The organism is Variovorax sp. RKNM96 (genome assembly GCF_017161115.1).
Taxonomy (GTDB): domain Bacteria; phylum Pseudomonadota; class Gammaproteobacteria; order Burkholderiales; family Burkholderiaceae_C; genus Variovorax.
On sequence record NZ_CP046508.1, the window covers coordinates 1,257,532 to 1,271,104 of the forward strand.

15 protein-coding genes are annotated in these 13,573 nt (G+C 65.2%); 4 read left to right on the forward strand and 11 right to left on the reverse strand.

Annotation, left to right across the window (positions count from 1 at the left end):
• Position 1: 1 nt before the first annotated feature.
• The 8 genes from gspN to gspG form a co-directional block, all read right to left on the reverse strand.
• Positions 2–811, reverse strand: coding sequence for a type II secretion system protein N (gspN, locus tag GNX71_RS05710; protein ID WP_206177422.1), 810 nt, complete (start codon positions 809–811; stop codon positions 2–4).
• Between the two features lie 10 nt (positions 812–821).
• Complete coding sequence (gene gspM, locus GNX71_RS05715; RefSeq protein ID WP_206177423.1) at positions 822–1,364, reverse strand: type II secretion system protein GspM; 543 nt, start codon at positions 1,362–1,364, stop codon at positions 822–824.
• Positions 1,361–2,575: a type II secretion system protein GspL gene (gene gspL / locus GNX71_RS05720; RefSeq protein WP_206177424.1), complete on the reverse strand. Its 1,215-nt coding sequence runs from the start codon at positions 2,573–2,575 to the stop codon at positions 1,361–1,363. The genes gspM and gspL overlap by 4 nt, the downstream gene beginning before the upstream one ends.
• A gap of 127 nt (positions 2,576–2,702) precedes the next feature.
• Positions 2,703–3,713 carry a type II secretion system minor pseudopilin GspK gene (gene gspK / locus GNX71_RS05725; RefSeq protein WP_206177425.1) on the reverse strand — a complete coding sequence of 337 codons (1,011 nt, stop codon included), beginning with the start codon at positions 3,711–3,713 and terminating at the stop codon, positions 2,703–2,705.
• Positions 3,710–4,405: a prepilin-type N-terminal cleavage/methylation domain-containing protein gene (locus tag GNX71_RS05730; RefSeq protein ID WP_206177426.1), complete on the reverse strand. Its 696-nt coding sequence runs from the start codon at positions 4,403–4,405 to the stop codon at positions 3,710–3,712. Before GNX71_RS05730 ends, gspK begins: the two co-directional genes overlap by 4 nt.
• A complete protein-coding gene (gspI, locus tag GNX71_RS05735) occupies positions 4,405–4,779 on the reverse strand; it encodes a type II secretion system minor pseudopilin GspI (RefSeq protein WP_206177427.1) in 375 nt (124 codons plus the stop codon). Before gspI ends, GNX71_RS05730 begins: the two co-directional genes overlap by 1 nt.
• Entirely contained in the window at positions 4,776–5,249 is a 474-nt protein-coding gene (locus tag GNX71_RS05740; protein ID WP_206177428.1) for a GspH/FimT family pseudopilin, read from the reverse strand. Before GNX71_RS05740 ends, gspI begins: the two co-directional genes overlap by 4 nt.
• Positions 5,224–5,664 carry a type II secretion system major pseudopilin GspG gene (gene gspG / locus GNX71_RS05745; protein WP_013539627.1) on the reverse strand — a complete coding sequence of 147 codons (441 nt, stop codon included), beginning with the start codon at positions 5,662–5,664 and terminating at the stop codon, positions 5,224–5,226. Before gspG ends, GNX71_RS05740 begins: the two co-directional genes overlap by 26 nt.
• 49 nt (positions 5,665–5,713) lie before the next feature.
• On the opposite strand from gspG, the gene GNX71_RS05750 reads away from it, so the two are divergent.
• Entirely contained in the window at positions 5,714–6,340 is a 627-nt protein-coding gene (locus GNX71_RS05750; protein WP_206177429.1) for a type II secretion system protein N, read from the forward strand.
• A 67-nt stretch (positions 6,341–6,407) separates the two neighbouring features.
• On the opposite strand, the gene ilvA is transcribed toward GNX71_RS05750, so the two are convergent.
• A complete protein-coding gene (gene ilvA, locus GNX71_RS05755) occupies positions 6,408–8,012 on the reverse strand; it encodes a threonine ammonia-lyase, biosynthetic (protein WP_241027178.1) in 1,605 nt (534 codons plus the stop codon).
• A gap of 62 nt (positions 8,013–8,074) precedes the next feature.
• Here ilvA and GNX71_RS05760 point away from each other — a divergent pair, with 62 nt between their 5' ends.
• Entirely contained in the window at positions 8,075–9,205 is a 1,131-nt protein-coding gene (locus GNX71_RS05760; RefSeq protein ID WP_206177431.1) for a hypothetical protein, read from the forward strand.
• 94 nt (positions 9,206–9,299) lie between these two features.
• On the opposite strand, the gene GNX71_RS05765 is transcribed toward GNX71_RS05760, so the two are convergent.
• The gene (locus GNX71_RS05765; protein WP_206179358.1) at positions 9,300–10,568 is read right to left on the reverse strand and encodes a porin; all 1,269 of its coding nucleotides are present in this window, start codon (positions 10,566–10,568) and stop codon (positions 9,300–9,302) included.
• 269 nt (positions 10,569–10,837) lie between these two features.
• On the opposite strand from GNX71_RS05765, the gene GNX71_RS05770 reads away from it, so the two are divergent.
• Positions 10,838–11,287 carry an OsmC family protein gene (locus GNX71_RS05770; protein ID WP_206179359.1) on the forward strand — a complete coding sequence of 150 codons (450 nt, stop codon included), beginning with the start codon at positions 10,838–10,840 and terminating at the stop codon, positions 11,285–11,287.
• A 14-nt stretch (positions 11,288–11,301) separates the two neighbouring features.
• Here the strand turns inward: GNX71_RS05770 and coq7 are convergent, their stop codons facing one another.
• Positions 11,302–11,931, reverse strand: coding sequence for a 2-polyprenyl-3-methyl-6-methoxy-1,4-benzoquinone monooxygenase (gene coq7 / locus GNX71_RS05775; protein WP_206177432.1), 630 nt, complete (start codon positions 11,929–11,931; stop codon positions 11,302–11,304).
• A gap of 281 nt (positions 11,932–12,212) precedes the next feature.
• Here coq7 and GNX71_RS05780 point away from each other — a divergent pair, with 281 nt between their 5' ends.
• Positions 12,213–13,484, forward strand: a complete 1,272-nt coding sequence (locus GNX71_RS05780; RefSeq protein WP_206177433.1) for a porin — start codon at positions 12,213–12,215, stop codon at positions 13,482–13,484.
• Positions 13,485–13,573 lie beyond the last annotated feature (89 nt).

Consider the following 13,573-nt stretch of genomic DNA (forward strand, 5'->3'; position numbering starts at 1 on the left):
ATCAACCCAGGGTGATGATCGAACGCGCGTTGTCGCGTCGTCCGATGATGTTCAACAAATTGGAAAGAGCGTCTTCGCGGCCGGCCGCGGCACTGGCTTCGCCGTTGAAGCGAAAAGCGGTGCCGTTCCAGCTGCCGCTGCCGTTCAGCTGCAGGCTGCCTTCGCGCGTGCTGAGCAGGAGCGTGGGGCTGTTGCCGCCTTCGAGCGAGAGCCGGTAGCTGCCCATCGGCTTGAGGGTCGACAGGCTGGAGGAAACATCGGTGGCGTCGAGCGTGGCCTGGCCCGCGATGCGCAGCACCGGGCCGTCCCATTGCAGCGAGAAGGCCTTGGTGGAGAGGTCGAGCGCGCCGTCGAGCTTGAGCGTGTTCCACGGTGCGCCGAGGCCGGTGAGCATCGTGGCGGGCCAGCGCGAGCGGCCGTCCTGCCAGTCGAGCAGCACGCCGTTGCCGCGCGGGCTGGCCTTGAGTTCGAGTGGACGCGGGGCGCAGCAGGGCAGGTCGAGCGAGGCAAAGATGCCGCTGAAGCTCGGGCGCAGGCGCCAATGCAGGAGGCCGGGCAGCGAGACGGCCTGCGCACCGCCGGTGCCGCTCGCGAACACCACGGCGGCCGCGCCGTTCCACACCGTGCCGCGCGGATTGACCAGCAGCAGCCGACCCTGGCTCCAGCTCGACAGCGCCGAGGCGAGCCAGCGCGCGGGCGCGAACAGCACCACCGCCAGCACCGCGCCGATGGCGATGCCGACGAGGGCCCAGCGCCAGCCGCGTCGCGGCTTGGGCCCGGAGAGTGCGGAGAGAGGGGAGCGCGTCACCATGCCGGGCTGTTCATCGGGGCGCGGGCAAAGCCATCACGACCGTGCCCTCCCAGCGGACCTGCGGGAGCTGCGGCGCGTCCTTGTCCTTGCTGCCCGGCGCCGGCGGGGTGGCGGGGGCACGCGTGAGGTGCACTTCGCGCGGCACCGCATGGGCATTGCCGCGCGCCTGCGCGAGCCATTGGGCGACCGTGCTGGCGGGCGTGGCGCGCAGCGTGACGGTGGCACCGTCGCCGCCGGCGGTCATGAGCTGTGCGTTGTTCACGCCCAGGCCCTCGCGCACCGAGGTCTCGAGCGAGCGCAACGCTTCATCGCGGGCGAGGCGGGGCTGCGACTGCAGCGCCTTCGCGCGGTTCTGCAAGGTGGCCATCTGCTGCAGTTGTGCATCGAGCTGTGCGTGTTCGGCCGGTGCCGCGGCCAGCGTGCGCAACGCGGGAGCGAGCGCAATCCACCAGAGCAAGGCCAGTGCCACGAGCGCGATGGCCGCGCCGACCATCTGGCGCTCGCGCATCGCGAGGGCGGCCCAGCGGGCCTTGAGTTGTTCGCTGAAGTTCATCGGGGGCTGGCCTCGGCCTGCACGAGCAGCAGATCGCCCTCGGTGCGCACGTTGTAGCCGCGCGGCGCCATCGCGCCGGTGATCTGAGAGACCTCCGACGGTTGCAACCCGAGGCCTCGCAGGCGCAGCTGGCCGTTGGTGTAGTCGACGGCCGAAGGCGTGCGGCCGGGCGGAAGGTTGGTGGCGAGCGCGCCGACCATGGGTTCGAAATCGGTTGCGGCCACGTCGCCCACGGCCTGCTGCAGCGCCGCGACTTCACGCGTCATCTGCAGTTGCGGGTCGATCACGATCTTCACCGAGGGAAAGGTCTGGATGAGGATGGTCTTGGCGGCCTGGCGCTTGGACTCGAGCGCGCCGCGCTCCTTCCAGGCCCAGGCATTGAGGCCGATCAATTGCGTCAGCAGCAGCACGACGACGCCCCAGCGCGCGGCGCGCCATTCGGGCGCGTAGCGCAGCGTCTGCAGCACCGAGGCGAATTTCTTGCCGGCGCGCGCGCGGCCCGTGGCGGCCAGATCGAACTGCGCGAGCTCCCACGGCGTGCGCGCGGCATTGAGCCAGCGCTGCGGTGCCTGCACGATCGGCACGCGGCGTTCGAGCAGGTGCTCGGCCGCTTCTGCGACCGCGGGCTCGGTGGTGATGACCGCGGTGTCGAACGGCAGGCCGCTCGAGAGCGCGAGCCCTGCGCCGGCGAGCGGTAGCGAAACCACGCCGTCGGCATCGCACACGGTGAGCTGCGGGGCCTCGGGTTCGCCGGTGACTTGCAAGAGCGGCGGGCCGTCGGCGGGCTGCGGTGCGAATTCGGGGACGATGCGCACGACGCGGCGCCCGGCCGCTTCGAGCCCCTGCACGATGCTGCGCAGCCAGATGCGGTTGCATGCCGCCACCCACACGGGCACGCCGGCCTTCGCGTCGGGCTCGAGCGCGAAGTGCAAGGCCTCGGGGTCGTCGAGCAGGTGTTCTTCGAGCAGGCCGTCGAGCACGGCGCGCAGCTTCGATGCGCTGCCCATGCTGCCCTTGGGCAACGTGATGCGGTGCCACGAGAGTGCCGCGGAAGGAATGCCGAGCGTGACTTCGCTGCTCGAAGGCAGCAGCGCCAGCAGCGCACGGCCCTGGTCGCGCAATGCAATGCCGTCGTCGCCGGCCTGGGCCCAGTCGTACTCACCCGCGGCGTCGGCCGGGGGCAGTGGGGCAATGAGCAGCAGCGGGGTCATGGAGGGTGTCGGAAAAGCCGGTGATTGTAGGAGGGCGTCTGACAGTCAATTGCTATTATTTGAATAGCGTAGTTGACAGATGTGACGGGCGTTATAAGGCTTTTTGATCAATATATGTCAACGGTACTCAGGGTTTAGCCGGAGTGGTCGTTGCGCCGGCGCCGCGGGTGCGCCAGACCGTCGTCACGGTGACACCGTTGCGTTGCAGGAGCGAGTGCTCTTCGACCCAGGTGCGGTCGAGGCGCAGGCGCCCGTAGACCTCGAAGTACTGGGTGCCCACGCCGTGCGTGGTCGCGTTGAAGCGGGAGCCTTCGCTGGGCAGCCCGGCGTTGGCCTCGTCGATGGTCTTGAAGTAGGAGCGGGTGCGCTTTTCCACCAATTGGCGTGCGGTCGCGATCGGCATGTTTTCCAGGCTGGCGCTGATGGCCTCGGCGCTCGCGGTGTTGAGGTTGAGCGTGGTGCGCACCGGCAGGATCGTCACGTAGGGCTCGATGGCCGCGGCGGTCGATGGCGAAAGCCCGAGCCACACCAGTTGCGATACCTCCTGTGGCATCAGTGGCGCATTGCCCACATCGCCGCCGGAGGCTTCGTCGGTGCCGGTGGACAGCGTCCTCACGAGCGCGGTCGTCATCTGGCTGAGCTCCGAGGCCGGCAGGCCCAGCAGGTTGAAGAGGCGGGTGAAGGTGGCAACGCTGGCCGGCACCGGCTTGCCCGCGTCGACCAGCGACAGCACGTTGAGCTTGGACTGCGCATCCACGATGCGCCCCGAGAGAAAGGCATCGGGCAGGCCCTCGAGGTTGTCGCTCGACACGTTCTTCTCGGCCGACAGGAAGCTGGTGAGCCGCGCCTCTTCGAGCGGGACCGCCCACGGTTCTCCCAAGTGGTCGGGGCCGCCGGCACGGCCGTCTTCGGCAAGGATCAGCCGCGACCAGTCGAGTGCGCCGATCAGCACCCAGGCCGCCTGGACACGCGCGCGCTCGGCGCCTTCGACTTCGGCGGCGCGCCATTGCTGCCACAGCGCAGCGGCAGAGAAGGTGGCGACGAGCATCACCGTCAGCATCGCCGCGAGCAGCGCGGCGCCGGACTGGCGGCGTGCGCGGTGTACACGGCGCCCGAACGCAGAAGCTCGTTTCGTCATGACCGCGCACCCCCCACGATCGGCTTGACCCAGTCGCGCGTGAGCGTGCCCGACAGCCCGTCGCCCGGCGGCAGGCTGATCACCAGACGCACGCCATCGGGCATGTTGACGATCGGGCCCGCGGGGTTGGCCGGATTGGCCGGTGTCCCCGGCGTGGGGGGGGCCGTGGGCAGCGAACCCGCCGGCGTCCAGTTGTTGTCGCGGAAGTAATAGAGCTGCCAGCCGCTGGCGGGCATCAGCACCACGTCGTTGTAGCCGCCGCCTTGTGCGCCGCCGTCCTGTGCCCAGGAGGCCGCGAGGTTCCAGGCCTGTTGCCACTCGCCGCGCGTGGTGAAGGCCTGCGACTGCCAGCGCTGCCAGCGCGGGCCCTCGGCGCCAGGCCGCAGGGTCCACGCCACCACCAGCATGGTGGGCGCCATCGGATCGCTGCCGCGACGCGTAAGCCGCAGCACGTTGCCGTCCCAGTCGATGGGGCGGGTCTGCGCGATCGAGGTCACCGCGTCGAGGTCGGCGCCCCATTGGGCGAGCGTGGCCTGCAGGGTGAGGATGGCGTCGGCGCGCTGCTGGTTCTGCGTGGTGGCGCGCGACATGCTGTCCAGGCCGCGCCAGCTCACGAGCGAGAGGAGCGCCATCACCGAGATGGCGACGAGCAGCTCGATCAGCGTGAAGCCGCGTAACGTCTTCGTCTTCATCAGAACCGCCCCACCACGGTCGAGATGCGCAGGATCGGGGAATCCGCTTCATCGCGCACCTGCACATCGACGCGCCGGAAGTTCGGATTGAGCGTGGGCACGGTCGAGGTCGTCACGTTGAACGAGGCGCCCGCCTGCACGCAAATGGAGCCCGAGTCGCCCACGGCCGGCATCTGCCGGGCGAGGCGGGCCTTGGCGAGTTCGTTTTCCGCGCACAGGTCGGCCAGCACCAGGTCGGACTGGCGCAACGCATTGCGGGTGAGCGACATCGTGGCCTGCGAGCCCGCGGCCAGCGCGAGCGCGACGATGCCCAGCGCGATCAGCACTTCGATCAGCGTGAAACCGCTGGAGGCCGACGTGCGCCGCAGTCTCATGGCACGGGAAAGACGGTGAAGGGGCGCAGGCCGTCGGTGGCGATGCGCAATGCGCGCGCGGGCGGGCCGGCGGAATAGAGCGTGATCTGCTGCGCCGCGATGATCGGATCGGGCCCCAGTTGCAGCGCGGGAACCAGCGTGCCGTTGCCCAGGGCGGCCTGGGCGGTGATGCCTTCGGCGACCCAGCCGCTGGGAATCGCATCGGCCGGAAGGCCGTCGAAGACGAAGCTGCCCTCGACCGGGCGCCACCGCACAGCGACGCCGCTGGCCCGCGACTGGGCGCGGGCGGACTCGAGGAGGGCGGCGAGCCGGTCGGCTTCGCGGTCGAGCTTGGCGGCGCTGCTGTCGCGCATGGCAAAGCTCACGCTGGCGGTGGCGATCGCGATGATCGCGATCACGATGATCAGCTCGAGCAGCGTGAAGCCGCGCGCCGTGCCCTTGCTGCTATTGCCAGCTGCCGATGTCGGCATTCTTGCCCTCGCCGCCGTTCTGTCCATCGGCGCCGAACGAGAGCACGTCGATTTCGCCCTTGATGCCCGGGTTCATGTACTGGTAGGGATGGCCCCAGGGATCGTTGGGCAGCTTTTCGACGTAGGGCTTCCAGTTCGGTGCGGCCGGACCCACGGTGGGGCGCGTCAGCAGCGACTGCAGGCCCTGCTCGGCGGTCGGGTAGCGCTGGTTGTCCAGGCGGTAGAGCTTGAGCGCCTGCATCAGGTTGTTGATGTCAGTGCGGGCGGCCGTCACGCGGGCGTCGTCGGCACGCTCGATCACGTTCGGCACGATCAGCGCGGCGAGCACGCCGATGATGACCAGCACCACCATCAGTTCGATCAGCGTGAAGCCGCGCTGGGCGGTCCGGGAAGCGGCACGAAGGAATTTGTTCATAGGTTGGGCGACATGATTCGGAAAGCGCGCTGCATGATAATCCGCGCCCATGACAAGTCCTTACTCCGCTGCCCGCTGGCATGCCCCACTTGCAACAACGGGGCTTTGGGCGCTGACCGCTGGCGCTGCGGTGTTCTGGGCCTTGCGCCTGTCCTCGCCGGCCGATGCCGTGGCCGCCGCGGCCGCGATGCCACGGCCTTCGGTCACGGCGGATGCCGAGGCGGTCGGTCGGTTGCTCGGCGTGGTGACCGCGCAGAGTGCTGCGCCTGCGGCCCCCGAGGCGGCCAGCCGTTTCGCGCTGGTGGGCGTGGTGGCCGATCCGTCGAACCAGGGCGCAGCCCTGATCGCCATCGACGGCAAGCCGCCCAAGCCGTTCCGCGTCGGCTCGCGCGTCGGCGACAACTACGTGCTGCAGTCGGTGGGCGTGCGCGCGGCAACGCTCGGTGCGCAGGTCGACGGACCGCCGGCCTTCACGCTGCAGCTGCCGGTGCGCGCGCCGATCGGCGTGGGGCTGCCGCCGCCGCCGATCTCCGGCGTGTCGCCCGCACCGGTGCCGGCGCAGCGGTCGGCCGGGGTGTTGCCGTCCACCATGCCCGCGGTGGTGATGCCGCCCCCGACGCCGCAGCCCGAGACAGCGCAACAGCCGCAAGGGCAGGCGCCGGTCGCTGCGCAATAGCGGGGTGCAGCGCCCATGAAAAAGCCGGCTTCGTGCCGGCTTTTTCGTTGCTTGCAAGGGTTGCGCGTCAGGCCTGCAGGAACAGCCGGTAGGCCGGATTGGCCGTTTCCTCGACATAGGGATAACCCAGGTTTTCGAGGAACGCATCGAAGGCCGCGGCGTCGCCGGCCGGTACCTGCAGTCCCACCAGGATGCGGCCGTAGTCGGCGCCCTGGTTGCGGTAGTGAAAGAGGCTGATGTTCCAGTTCGGCCGCATCAGGCTCAGGAACTTGAGCAGCGCGCCGGGGCGCTCGGGAAACACGAAGCGCAGCAGGCGCTCGTCGTGCGCGAGACCGGTGCGCCCGCCGACCAGGTGCCGCAGATGCTCCTTGGCGAGCTCGTCGTGCGTGAGGTCGAGCGCATCGAAGCCGTGGTCGATGAAGCTCTGGGCAATGATGGCCGATTCGCCGCGCGCCGATGTCGTGAGGCCGACGAACACATGCGCCTTGGCAGCGTCGCTGATGCGGTAGTTGAATTCGGTCACGTTGCGCAACGCGCCGCCGACCGATCCGGATTCCTTGGCATCGCTCGCAGGCAGTTCGCCGACCAGTTCGCAGAAGCGGCGGAAGCTGCCGCGTTCCTCGGGGATCGTGACGGCGAACAGCGCCTCGCGTTCTTCGCCGACTTCGGCGCGTTCGGCCACGAAGCGCAGTCGGTCGAAGTTCATGTTGGCGCCGCACAGGATGGCCGCGTAGGTCTCGCCATGACGGCCATGCCCGGCCACGTACTGCTTGATCGCGGCCACGGCCAACGCGCCTGCGGGCTCGACGATGCTGCGCGTGTCGACGAAGACGTCCTTGATGGCGGCACAGACTGCGTCGGTATCGACCGCGATGTATTCGTCGACCAGTTCGCTGGCGATGCGGAAGGTTTCCTCGCCGACCAGCTTGACGGCGGTGCCGTCGGAGAACAGGCCCACGTCGGGCAGGTTCACGCGCTGGCGGGCTGCGACCGATTGCATCATCGCGTCGGAGTCGTTCATCTGAACGCCGATCACCTTGATCTCGGGACGCACGGCCTTGATGTAGTTGGCCACGCCGGAAATCAAGCCACCGCCGCCGATCGCGACGAAGACTGCGTCGAGCGGGCCCTGGTGCTGGCGCAGGATTTCCATGGCGATGGTGCCTTGGCCCGCGATGACGTCCGGATCATCGAAAGGGTGGACGAATGTCAGGTGCTGCTGTTTCTGCAATTCAAGCGCGTGCAGGTAAGCATCGGAATAACTGTCGCCGTGCAGGACGATTTCGCCGCCGAATCCGCGCACGGCATCGATCTTCAGCTTGGGTGTCGTCACCGGCATGACGATCACCGCGCGGGTGCCTAGCCTGCGCGCGCCGAGCGCAACGCCTTGGGCGTGATTGCCGGCCGATGCACAGATCACGCCGCTCGCCAATTGCTCGGCGCTCAAATGCGCCATCTTGTTGTAGGCGCCGCGAAGTTTGAAACTGAATACCGGTTGCTGGTCTTCGCGCTTGAGCAATACGGTATTTCCAAGACGCTCGCTGAGCGCGCGTGCCTTCTCGAGCGCGGACTCGACAGCGACGTCGTAAACCCGGGCGTTGAGAATTTTTCTGAGATAGTCGGCGGGTGTCAATTGCGCCGGTACAGATGCCGTATGCGTAGCTTGTTTCAAGGGAGTTTTCATTTGTTTACCCATGATGATAAATGGTATCGAGATTGCTTGCGAGATATGACATGGACACAAATGTCATAACCCTCTTCAATAGCGTGCCGGCAGCAAATGATTCTGGTTTTTTTGCGCGCACCTATTCCGCAATTCATACGCCTGCAAATGAAATTACGTTTGAGCAAAAATTGTTATCAGTTTTTGTCAGTGACCTTTCAAAGGGACTGATGCAAGCCGAAGCGGCGCGCGTCCAGCGAGGAGAAATCGGACGCGCCACATGGCAAGTGATGGGCAACAGATTGCGTGCGCACATCGTTCCGCTGCTGGGTGATTTGCCCGCCCAGTCGCTTGCCACATCCGATGTGCAGCGACTGATCGATCACCTCGGTGAGCAGGGCTTCACCAGCACGACGATTGCGCAGTACCTGGTGCTGTTGCGAAAGGTGGTGATGCATGGCGTGCACACCGGCGTGCTGCGCGAGGCGCCACCGTTTCCGAAGGTCAAGGTGCGCAGCCAGCCGCGTGGAAGCTTCAGTGTTTCTGAGTACCGGACGATCGTTGCAGCTGCGCGCAGCTTGCGCGGGCATTCGCACCCGGTGCTCGACAGACTGAGCTCGGGCGAGCGCTTCTGGATTGCACGTGAACTTCTGGTGATGCCGAACGAGTTGCCTTGGCTGATCCGCTGGATGGTGAACACCTTCGTTCGTCCGAGCGACATCAAGCTCATGAAGCACAAGCACATCGAGGTCGTGCGCGGCAAGCACGTCTATCTGCGGATGAATCTGCCAGAGACCAAGCGGCACAGCCAGCCCATCGTGAGCTTGCGTCCAGCTGTGCGGGTCTACGAATGTCTGCTCGCTCGTCGCCGTGAACACGGATTCGCCGCAGCGGAGGACTATATTTTTCTGCCGCAGTTGAAGAATCGCGAACACGCCCTTGCGGTGCTCAACTTCTTCTTTCATTGGGTGCTCGAGAAGACCGGTCTTGAAAAAGGACCGCTGGGTCAATCGAGAACCCTCTATTGCCTGCGACACACCGCGATCACGTTGCGGCTCTTGTACGGACAAGGCATCGACATGCTGACCTTGGCGCGCAACGCGCGAACGAGCGTCAACATGGTCGAGCGTTTCTACGCATCGGTGCTGAGCGGAGAAATGAATGTGGGGCTGCTGCAAAGCAGGCGGGGCCGGATGAGTTGAGAAAACACAAAAAGCTGCCCAGCGTGAGCTAGGCAGCTTGAGGCTTTGCAGATCCGAACTGGCGTGAGCCAGCATGGGAATCAAGACTTACGGATCAGAACGCGTGACGGATGCCGAAGTCGTAGCCGGTCGAGGTCTTCGGAGTGAATGCGCCGTTCTTGGCTTCATAGAAGGCCGGACCACCCGTCGTCAGGGCTGCGCCGTTCTTGTTGCTGACGCGAGCAACCGTTGCGTACAGCGCGGTGCGCTTCGACAGGTTGTGCACGTAGCCGATGGCCAGCTTGTTGGCCTTCTCGTCCGCAGGGAGGATCGCGAACGGGGTCAACGGGTTCACGCTCAGGTTTTCGTCGTACTTGACGCTCGAGTACGAAGCGCGGATCAGGCCTGCGCCGACCGGCACGGTCACGCCGACCAGGTAGCCGGTCAGATCGGTGCCGTTTCCACTATTGACGATGTTGAATTGCTGGGTTTCGTAGTCGACCTTGTTCCTGGCCTTCGAGAACTCACCGAAGAGCTTCACCGGACCGAAGTCGTACGAAGCGCCGAGGTTGAACGTGTTCACCTTGTTGGTGATGCCCGCTTGATACTGATCGCCAGCGGTGCTGCTGCCGTATGCGACTGCGATGTCCAGAGGGCCGTTGGCGTAGCCGAAGCGACCACCGACGTAGCGACCGGCGCGCGCCGTGTTGTCCTTGTAGAACGCATTGGTCAGGGCCGCCGAGTCGGACTTGAGTTTCGTCTGCTCATGGAAGGCATACATCACCTGACCGTAGAAGCCCCCGAGGTTCGGCGGCAGGAAGTAGCCGATCGAATTGCTTGCGCGGTCGTAGCTCGGATTGCCACCGAAACCACCCGTGTCTTTGGCGCCGAAGCTCGCGGTGTTGTACCCGTTGGCGGTGTTGATCAGATTGGTGCCAACGCCGTTGGTGCCGAACGGATCGAACACGGTGTCGTTCCAGAAGGTCGGGGTGTAGTCACGACCGAGGCGAATCTCACCGAAGCCGCCAGACAGGCTCACGGTTGAGCGACGCTTGAAAGATGCAACACCGGTGGCGCCGTCGTCATTGCTGATGGGGGCTTCGAGCCAGAAACTGGCTGCCAGACCACCACCGAGGTCTTCCGTGCCACGAAAGCCCAGACGACTGCTGTTGTAGCCCGAGCTGGCCAGAGCGCGTTTGCTGACCTTGACGCTCCCCTGGTTCACGTAGAGCGGATCGATGACCGGGAAGCCGTTGACGTACGTGACGCCGTTGTGCAGATCACGCGAGCCGTTCGAATAGCCGCTGATCGACGCGTCGACCACACCGAACAGCGTGACGGACGACTGAGCCGAGGCAACACCGGCAACAGCCAGGGCAGCCAGAGCAACTGCCCTTTCGGGACGAAAACTAAAGTGGGGACGTCAGTTGAGCCGGTCGATCGGGAAAGAAAAAAGCCCCGAGCTTTGCAGCTCGGGGCTAAATCCACCAATTGGAAGGGTGGAGGAGACAACTGTGGGCGCAAACGTATGCGCGATGAAATAAAGTATATCGACTGTTTGTTGCGTTGCAACAAGCGAGTGACGCTTTTCCCACACAAATCCGATGCCAACGTGCGTTTTTGCCCGGCATCCCGACTGGAATCAGAAGAATCATGGAATGCACAGTGAGTTGGACCGGCGACGCGGGAACGCGCTCGGCCATGGGCTTTGTCGCCGAGACCGGCAGCGGTCACGTCCTGATGATGGACGGCGCGCCCGATGTGGCCAAGCCGGAGAACGGCGGCCAGAACCTCGCCGCGAGGCCGATGGAGACGGTGCTTGCAGGCACCGGCGGCTGCACCGCCTATGACGTCGTGCTGATTCTGAAGAGGGGCCGCCATCGCGTCGAGCGTTGCAGTGTCAAGCTGACCAGCGAGCGCGCGGAAAAGGACCCCAAGGTCTTCACCAAGATCCACATGCATTTCACCGTTGCCGGCAAGGGGATTCCGGCCTCCGCAGTGGAGCGCGCGATTGCGCTGAGCCACGAAACCTATTGTTCGGCCAGCATCATGCTGGCGAAGACCGCCGAGATCACCACCAGCTTCGACCTGATCGAAACCTGAGGCCGAGGGGTTTTTCAGATCCGGTGCGCCACGGTGGTCATCACGCGCGAGGCCAGGCGCATCAGGGCCTTGACTGGCGCCGGGAGTTCCGCGGCACCGGCATCGACGGCCTGCGCCGCGTGGCGCGCCTCGTCGAATTTCATCTGCTCCACCACGGCCCGGGAGGCACTGTCGGATGGTGGGAGCAGGCCCAGATGGCTGTCGAGATGGGCCTCCACCTGACGCTCGGTCTCGGCCACGAAGCCAAGGCTCCAGGGATCCCCCAGGCGGCCGGCGACGAGGCCGAGGCCAAAAGCTCCGGCATACCAGAGTGGATTCAATAGAGAAGGCCGATCGCCCAGTTCGTCCAGGCGCTGTCGTGTCCAGGCCAGGTGATCGGTCTCTTCGTGCGCAGCCTCGAGGAATTGGGCGCGCAGGCCCGGATCGCGCGCCACAGCCGCCTGGGCCGTGTAGAGCGCCTGGGCGCAGACTTCCCCGACATGGTTGACTCGCATCAACGCGCCGGCATGGCGGCGCTCTTTTTCGTTCATTTCGCCGAGCGCCTGGGGCGCGATGGGCGTGGCCCGTGTCGCATGAGGGCGGGAAAAAAGGGTGCGCAATGCCGCATCTGCTGCGGCGAGGACAGGGTCAAGCGAGAGCGTCATGCGCCTATTTGAACGCACCCAAAAAGTGCTTCAAAAGGTTACGTCATTTTTCCGCATTGTGGTGCGGCAGGCGGGCTAAGTCCTTTGTTGCAGGACTGCAACGAAACGCGCAGGCCATCCAAGTTTTCGGGCGATTTGTTTTGCCCTGCCGCAGCGGCTCTGGTGCAATAGCATCAACTTCCCAAAAGGAGGTTGGCCCGGGGTCCGGTGGGAGCACAAAGTGCCAGTCACGGTGAGCCCTTCGCACCGGAGCCCTATGTTTAACCTTGGAGAAACTTGCAATGAAAAAATCTCTAGTTGCTCTGGCTGCCCTGGCTGTTGCCGGTGTTGCCTCGGCTCAGTCGTCCGTCACGCTGTTCGGTGTGGTCGACGCGTCGATCAGCGGCTACTCGGCCACCTCGCGTGACCTGAACGGTGCCACGATCCTGAACCCGTTCTACGTGAACAAGGGCAGCATCAAGGCAAGTCGTCGTGAACTGGCCAATTCGGGCTACAACTCCAGCCGTCTGGGCTTCCGTGGCACGGAAGACCTCGGTGGTGGCCTGGCAGCCAGCTTCTGGCTCGAAGCCCCGATCACCAATGACGACGGCCAAGGTGGCGTTTCGACGTTCGCTCGTCGTTCGACCGTGAGCCTGTCGGGTGGTTTCGGTGAAATCCGCCTGGGTCGTGACTACTCCGCTACGTTCTGGAACGACACCGTGTTCGATCCGTTCGGCACCAACGGCGTTGGCACCAACCTGGTCTTCACGGCTTCGTCGGGTTTCGCTGCGTTCAACGGCTACGGCGCTGCAAAGACGCCTCTGGTGAACACGCCCCAGATCACGGACGTCGGTGGTAGCAACTACACCCGTACCAGCAACAACATCGCCTACTTCCTGCCCCCGAACCTGGGCGGTTTCTACGGCCAACTGCAGTACTCGTTCAGCGAAAAGACCAAGTACAGCCCCGGCACCGCTACGCCTAACGTTGCGAACAACTCGCGCGCTGGCCGTTACGTCGGTGGTCGTTTCGGCTACGCAAACGGTCCTCTGGACGTCGCAGCTGCTTACGGCAGCAGCACCGTTGGCGACCAGTACTACGCTGGCGTGACCACCAAGGTCAACACCTTCAACGTCGGCGCTTCGTATGACTTCGGTCCCGTGAAGCTCTTCGGTGAAGTGTCGCGTTCGAAGAACAAGTCGGACTTCGAAAACGAACCCCTGGTTCGTACGCCTGACGTCGACCTGACCGGTTACCTGCTCGGCGTGACCGTGCCGGTCGGTGCTGGCCTGATCCGCGCTTCGTACTCGGCTGTCAAGATCGACAGGAACCGGACCGCTGACATCTTCAACCCGTTCGCAGTGATCCCCGCCGACGAAAAGGCTAACAAGCTGGCTATCGGCTACGTGCACAACCTGTCGAAGCGCACGGCTCTGTACGCAACGGTCGCTCGTGTGAGCAACAAGAACGGCGCGGCTTACACCACCGGTGCTGGCCCCGCTTTCGTGACCACCGGCGGCCTGACCCCCAAGACCGCTACCGGCTACGACTTCGGTATCCGTCACGCTTTCTGATTTGACGCTGGCGTAAGCCAGCTTCGAAGCTAAAAGCTCAAAAGCCACTCGACGCAAGTCGGGTGGCTTTTTTTCGTTCCGGCGCTGCA

What these genes read in the sequence shown, in the direction of transcription:
- gspN (WP_206177422.1), bottom strand. Translation starts at nt 811, where the DNA reads ATGGTGACGCGCTCCCCTCTCTCCGCACTCTCCGGGCCCAAGCCGCGA.
- gspM (WP_206177423.1), bottom strand. Translation starts at nt 1,364, where the DNA reads ATGAACTTCAGCGAACAACTCAAGGCCCGCTGGGCCGCCCTCGCGATG.
- gspL (WP_206177424.1), bottom strand. Translation starts at nt 2,575, where the DNA reads ATGACCCCGCTGCTGCTCATTGCCCCACTGCCCCCGGCCGACGCCGCG.
- gspK (WP_206177425.1), bottom strand. Translation starts at nt 3,713, where the DNA reads ATGACGAAACGAGCTTCTGCGTTCGGGCGCCGTGTACACCGCGCACGC.
- GNX71_RS05730 (WP_206177426.1), bottom strand. Translation starts at nt 4,405, where the DNA reads ATGAAGACGAAGACGTTACGCGGCTTCACGCTGATCGAGCTGCTCGTC.
- gspI (WP_206177427.1), bottom strand. Translation starts at nt 4,779, where the DNA reads ATGAGACTGCGGCGCACGTCGGCCTCCAGCGGTTTCACGCTGATCGAA.
- GNX71_RS05740 (WP_206177428.1), bottom strand. Translation starts at nt 5,249, where the DNA reads ATGCCGACATCGGCAGCTGGCAATAGCAGCAAGGGCACGGCGCGCGGC.
- gspG (WP_013539627.1), bottom strand. Translation starts at nt 5,664, where the DNA reads ATGAACAAATTCCTTCGTGCCGCTTCCCGGACCGCCCAGCGCGGCTTC.
- GNX71_RS05750 (WP_206177429.1), top strand. Translation starts at nt 5,714, where the DNA reads ATGACAAGTCCTTACTCCGCTGCCCGCTGGCATGCCCCACTTGCAACA.
- GNX71_RS05760 (WP_206177431.1), top strand. Translation starts at nt 8,075, where the DNA reads ATGGACACAAATGTCATAACCCTCTTCAATAGCGTGCCGGCAGCAAAT.
- GNX71_RS05770 (WP_206179359.1), top strand. Translation starts at nt 10,838, where the DNA reads ATGGAATGCACAGTGAGTTGGACCGGCGACGCGGGAACGCGCTCGGCC.
- coq7 (WP_206177432.1), bottom strand. Translation starts at nt 11,931, where the DNA reads ATGACGCTCTCGCTTGACCCTGTCCTCGCCGCAGCAGATGCGGCATTG.
- GNX71_RS05780 (WP_206177433.1), top strand. Translation starts at nt 12,213, where the DNA reads ATGAAAAAATCTCTAGTTGCTCTGGCTGCCCTGGCTGTTGCCGGTGTT.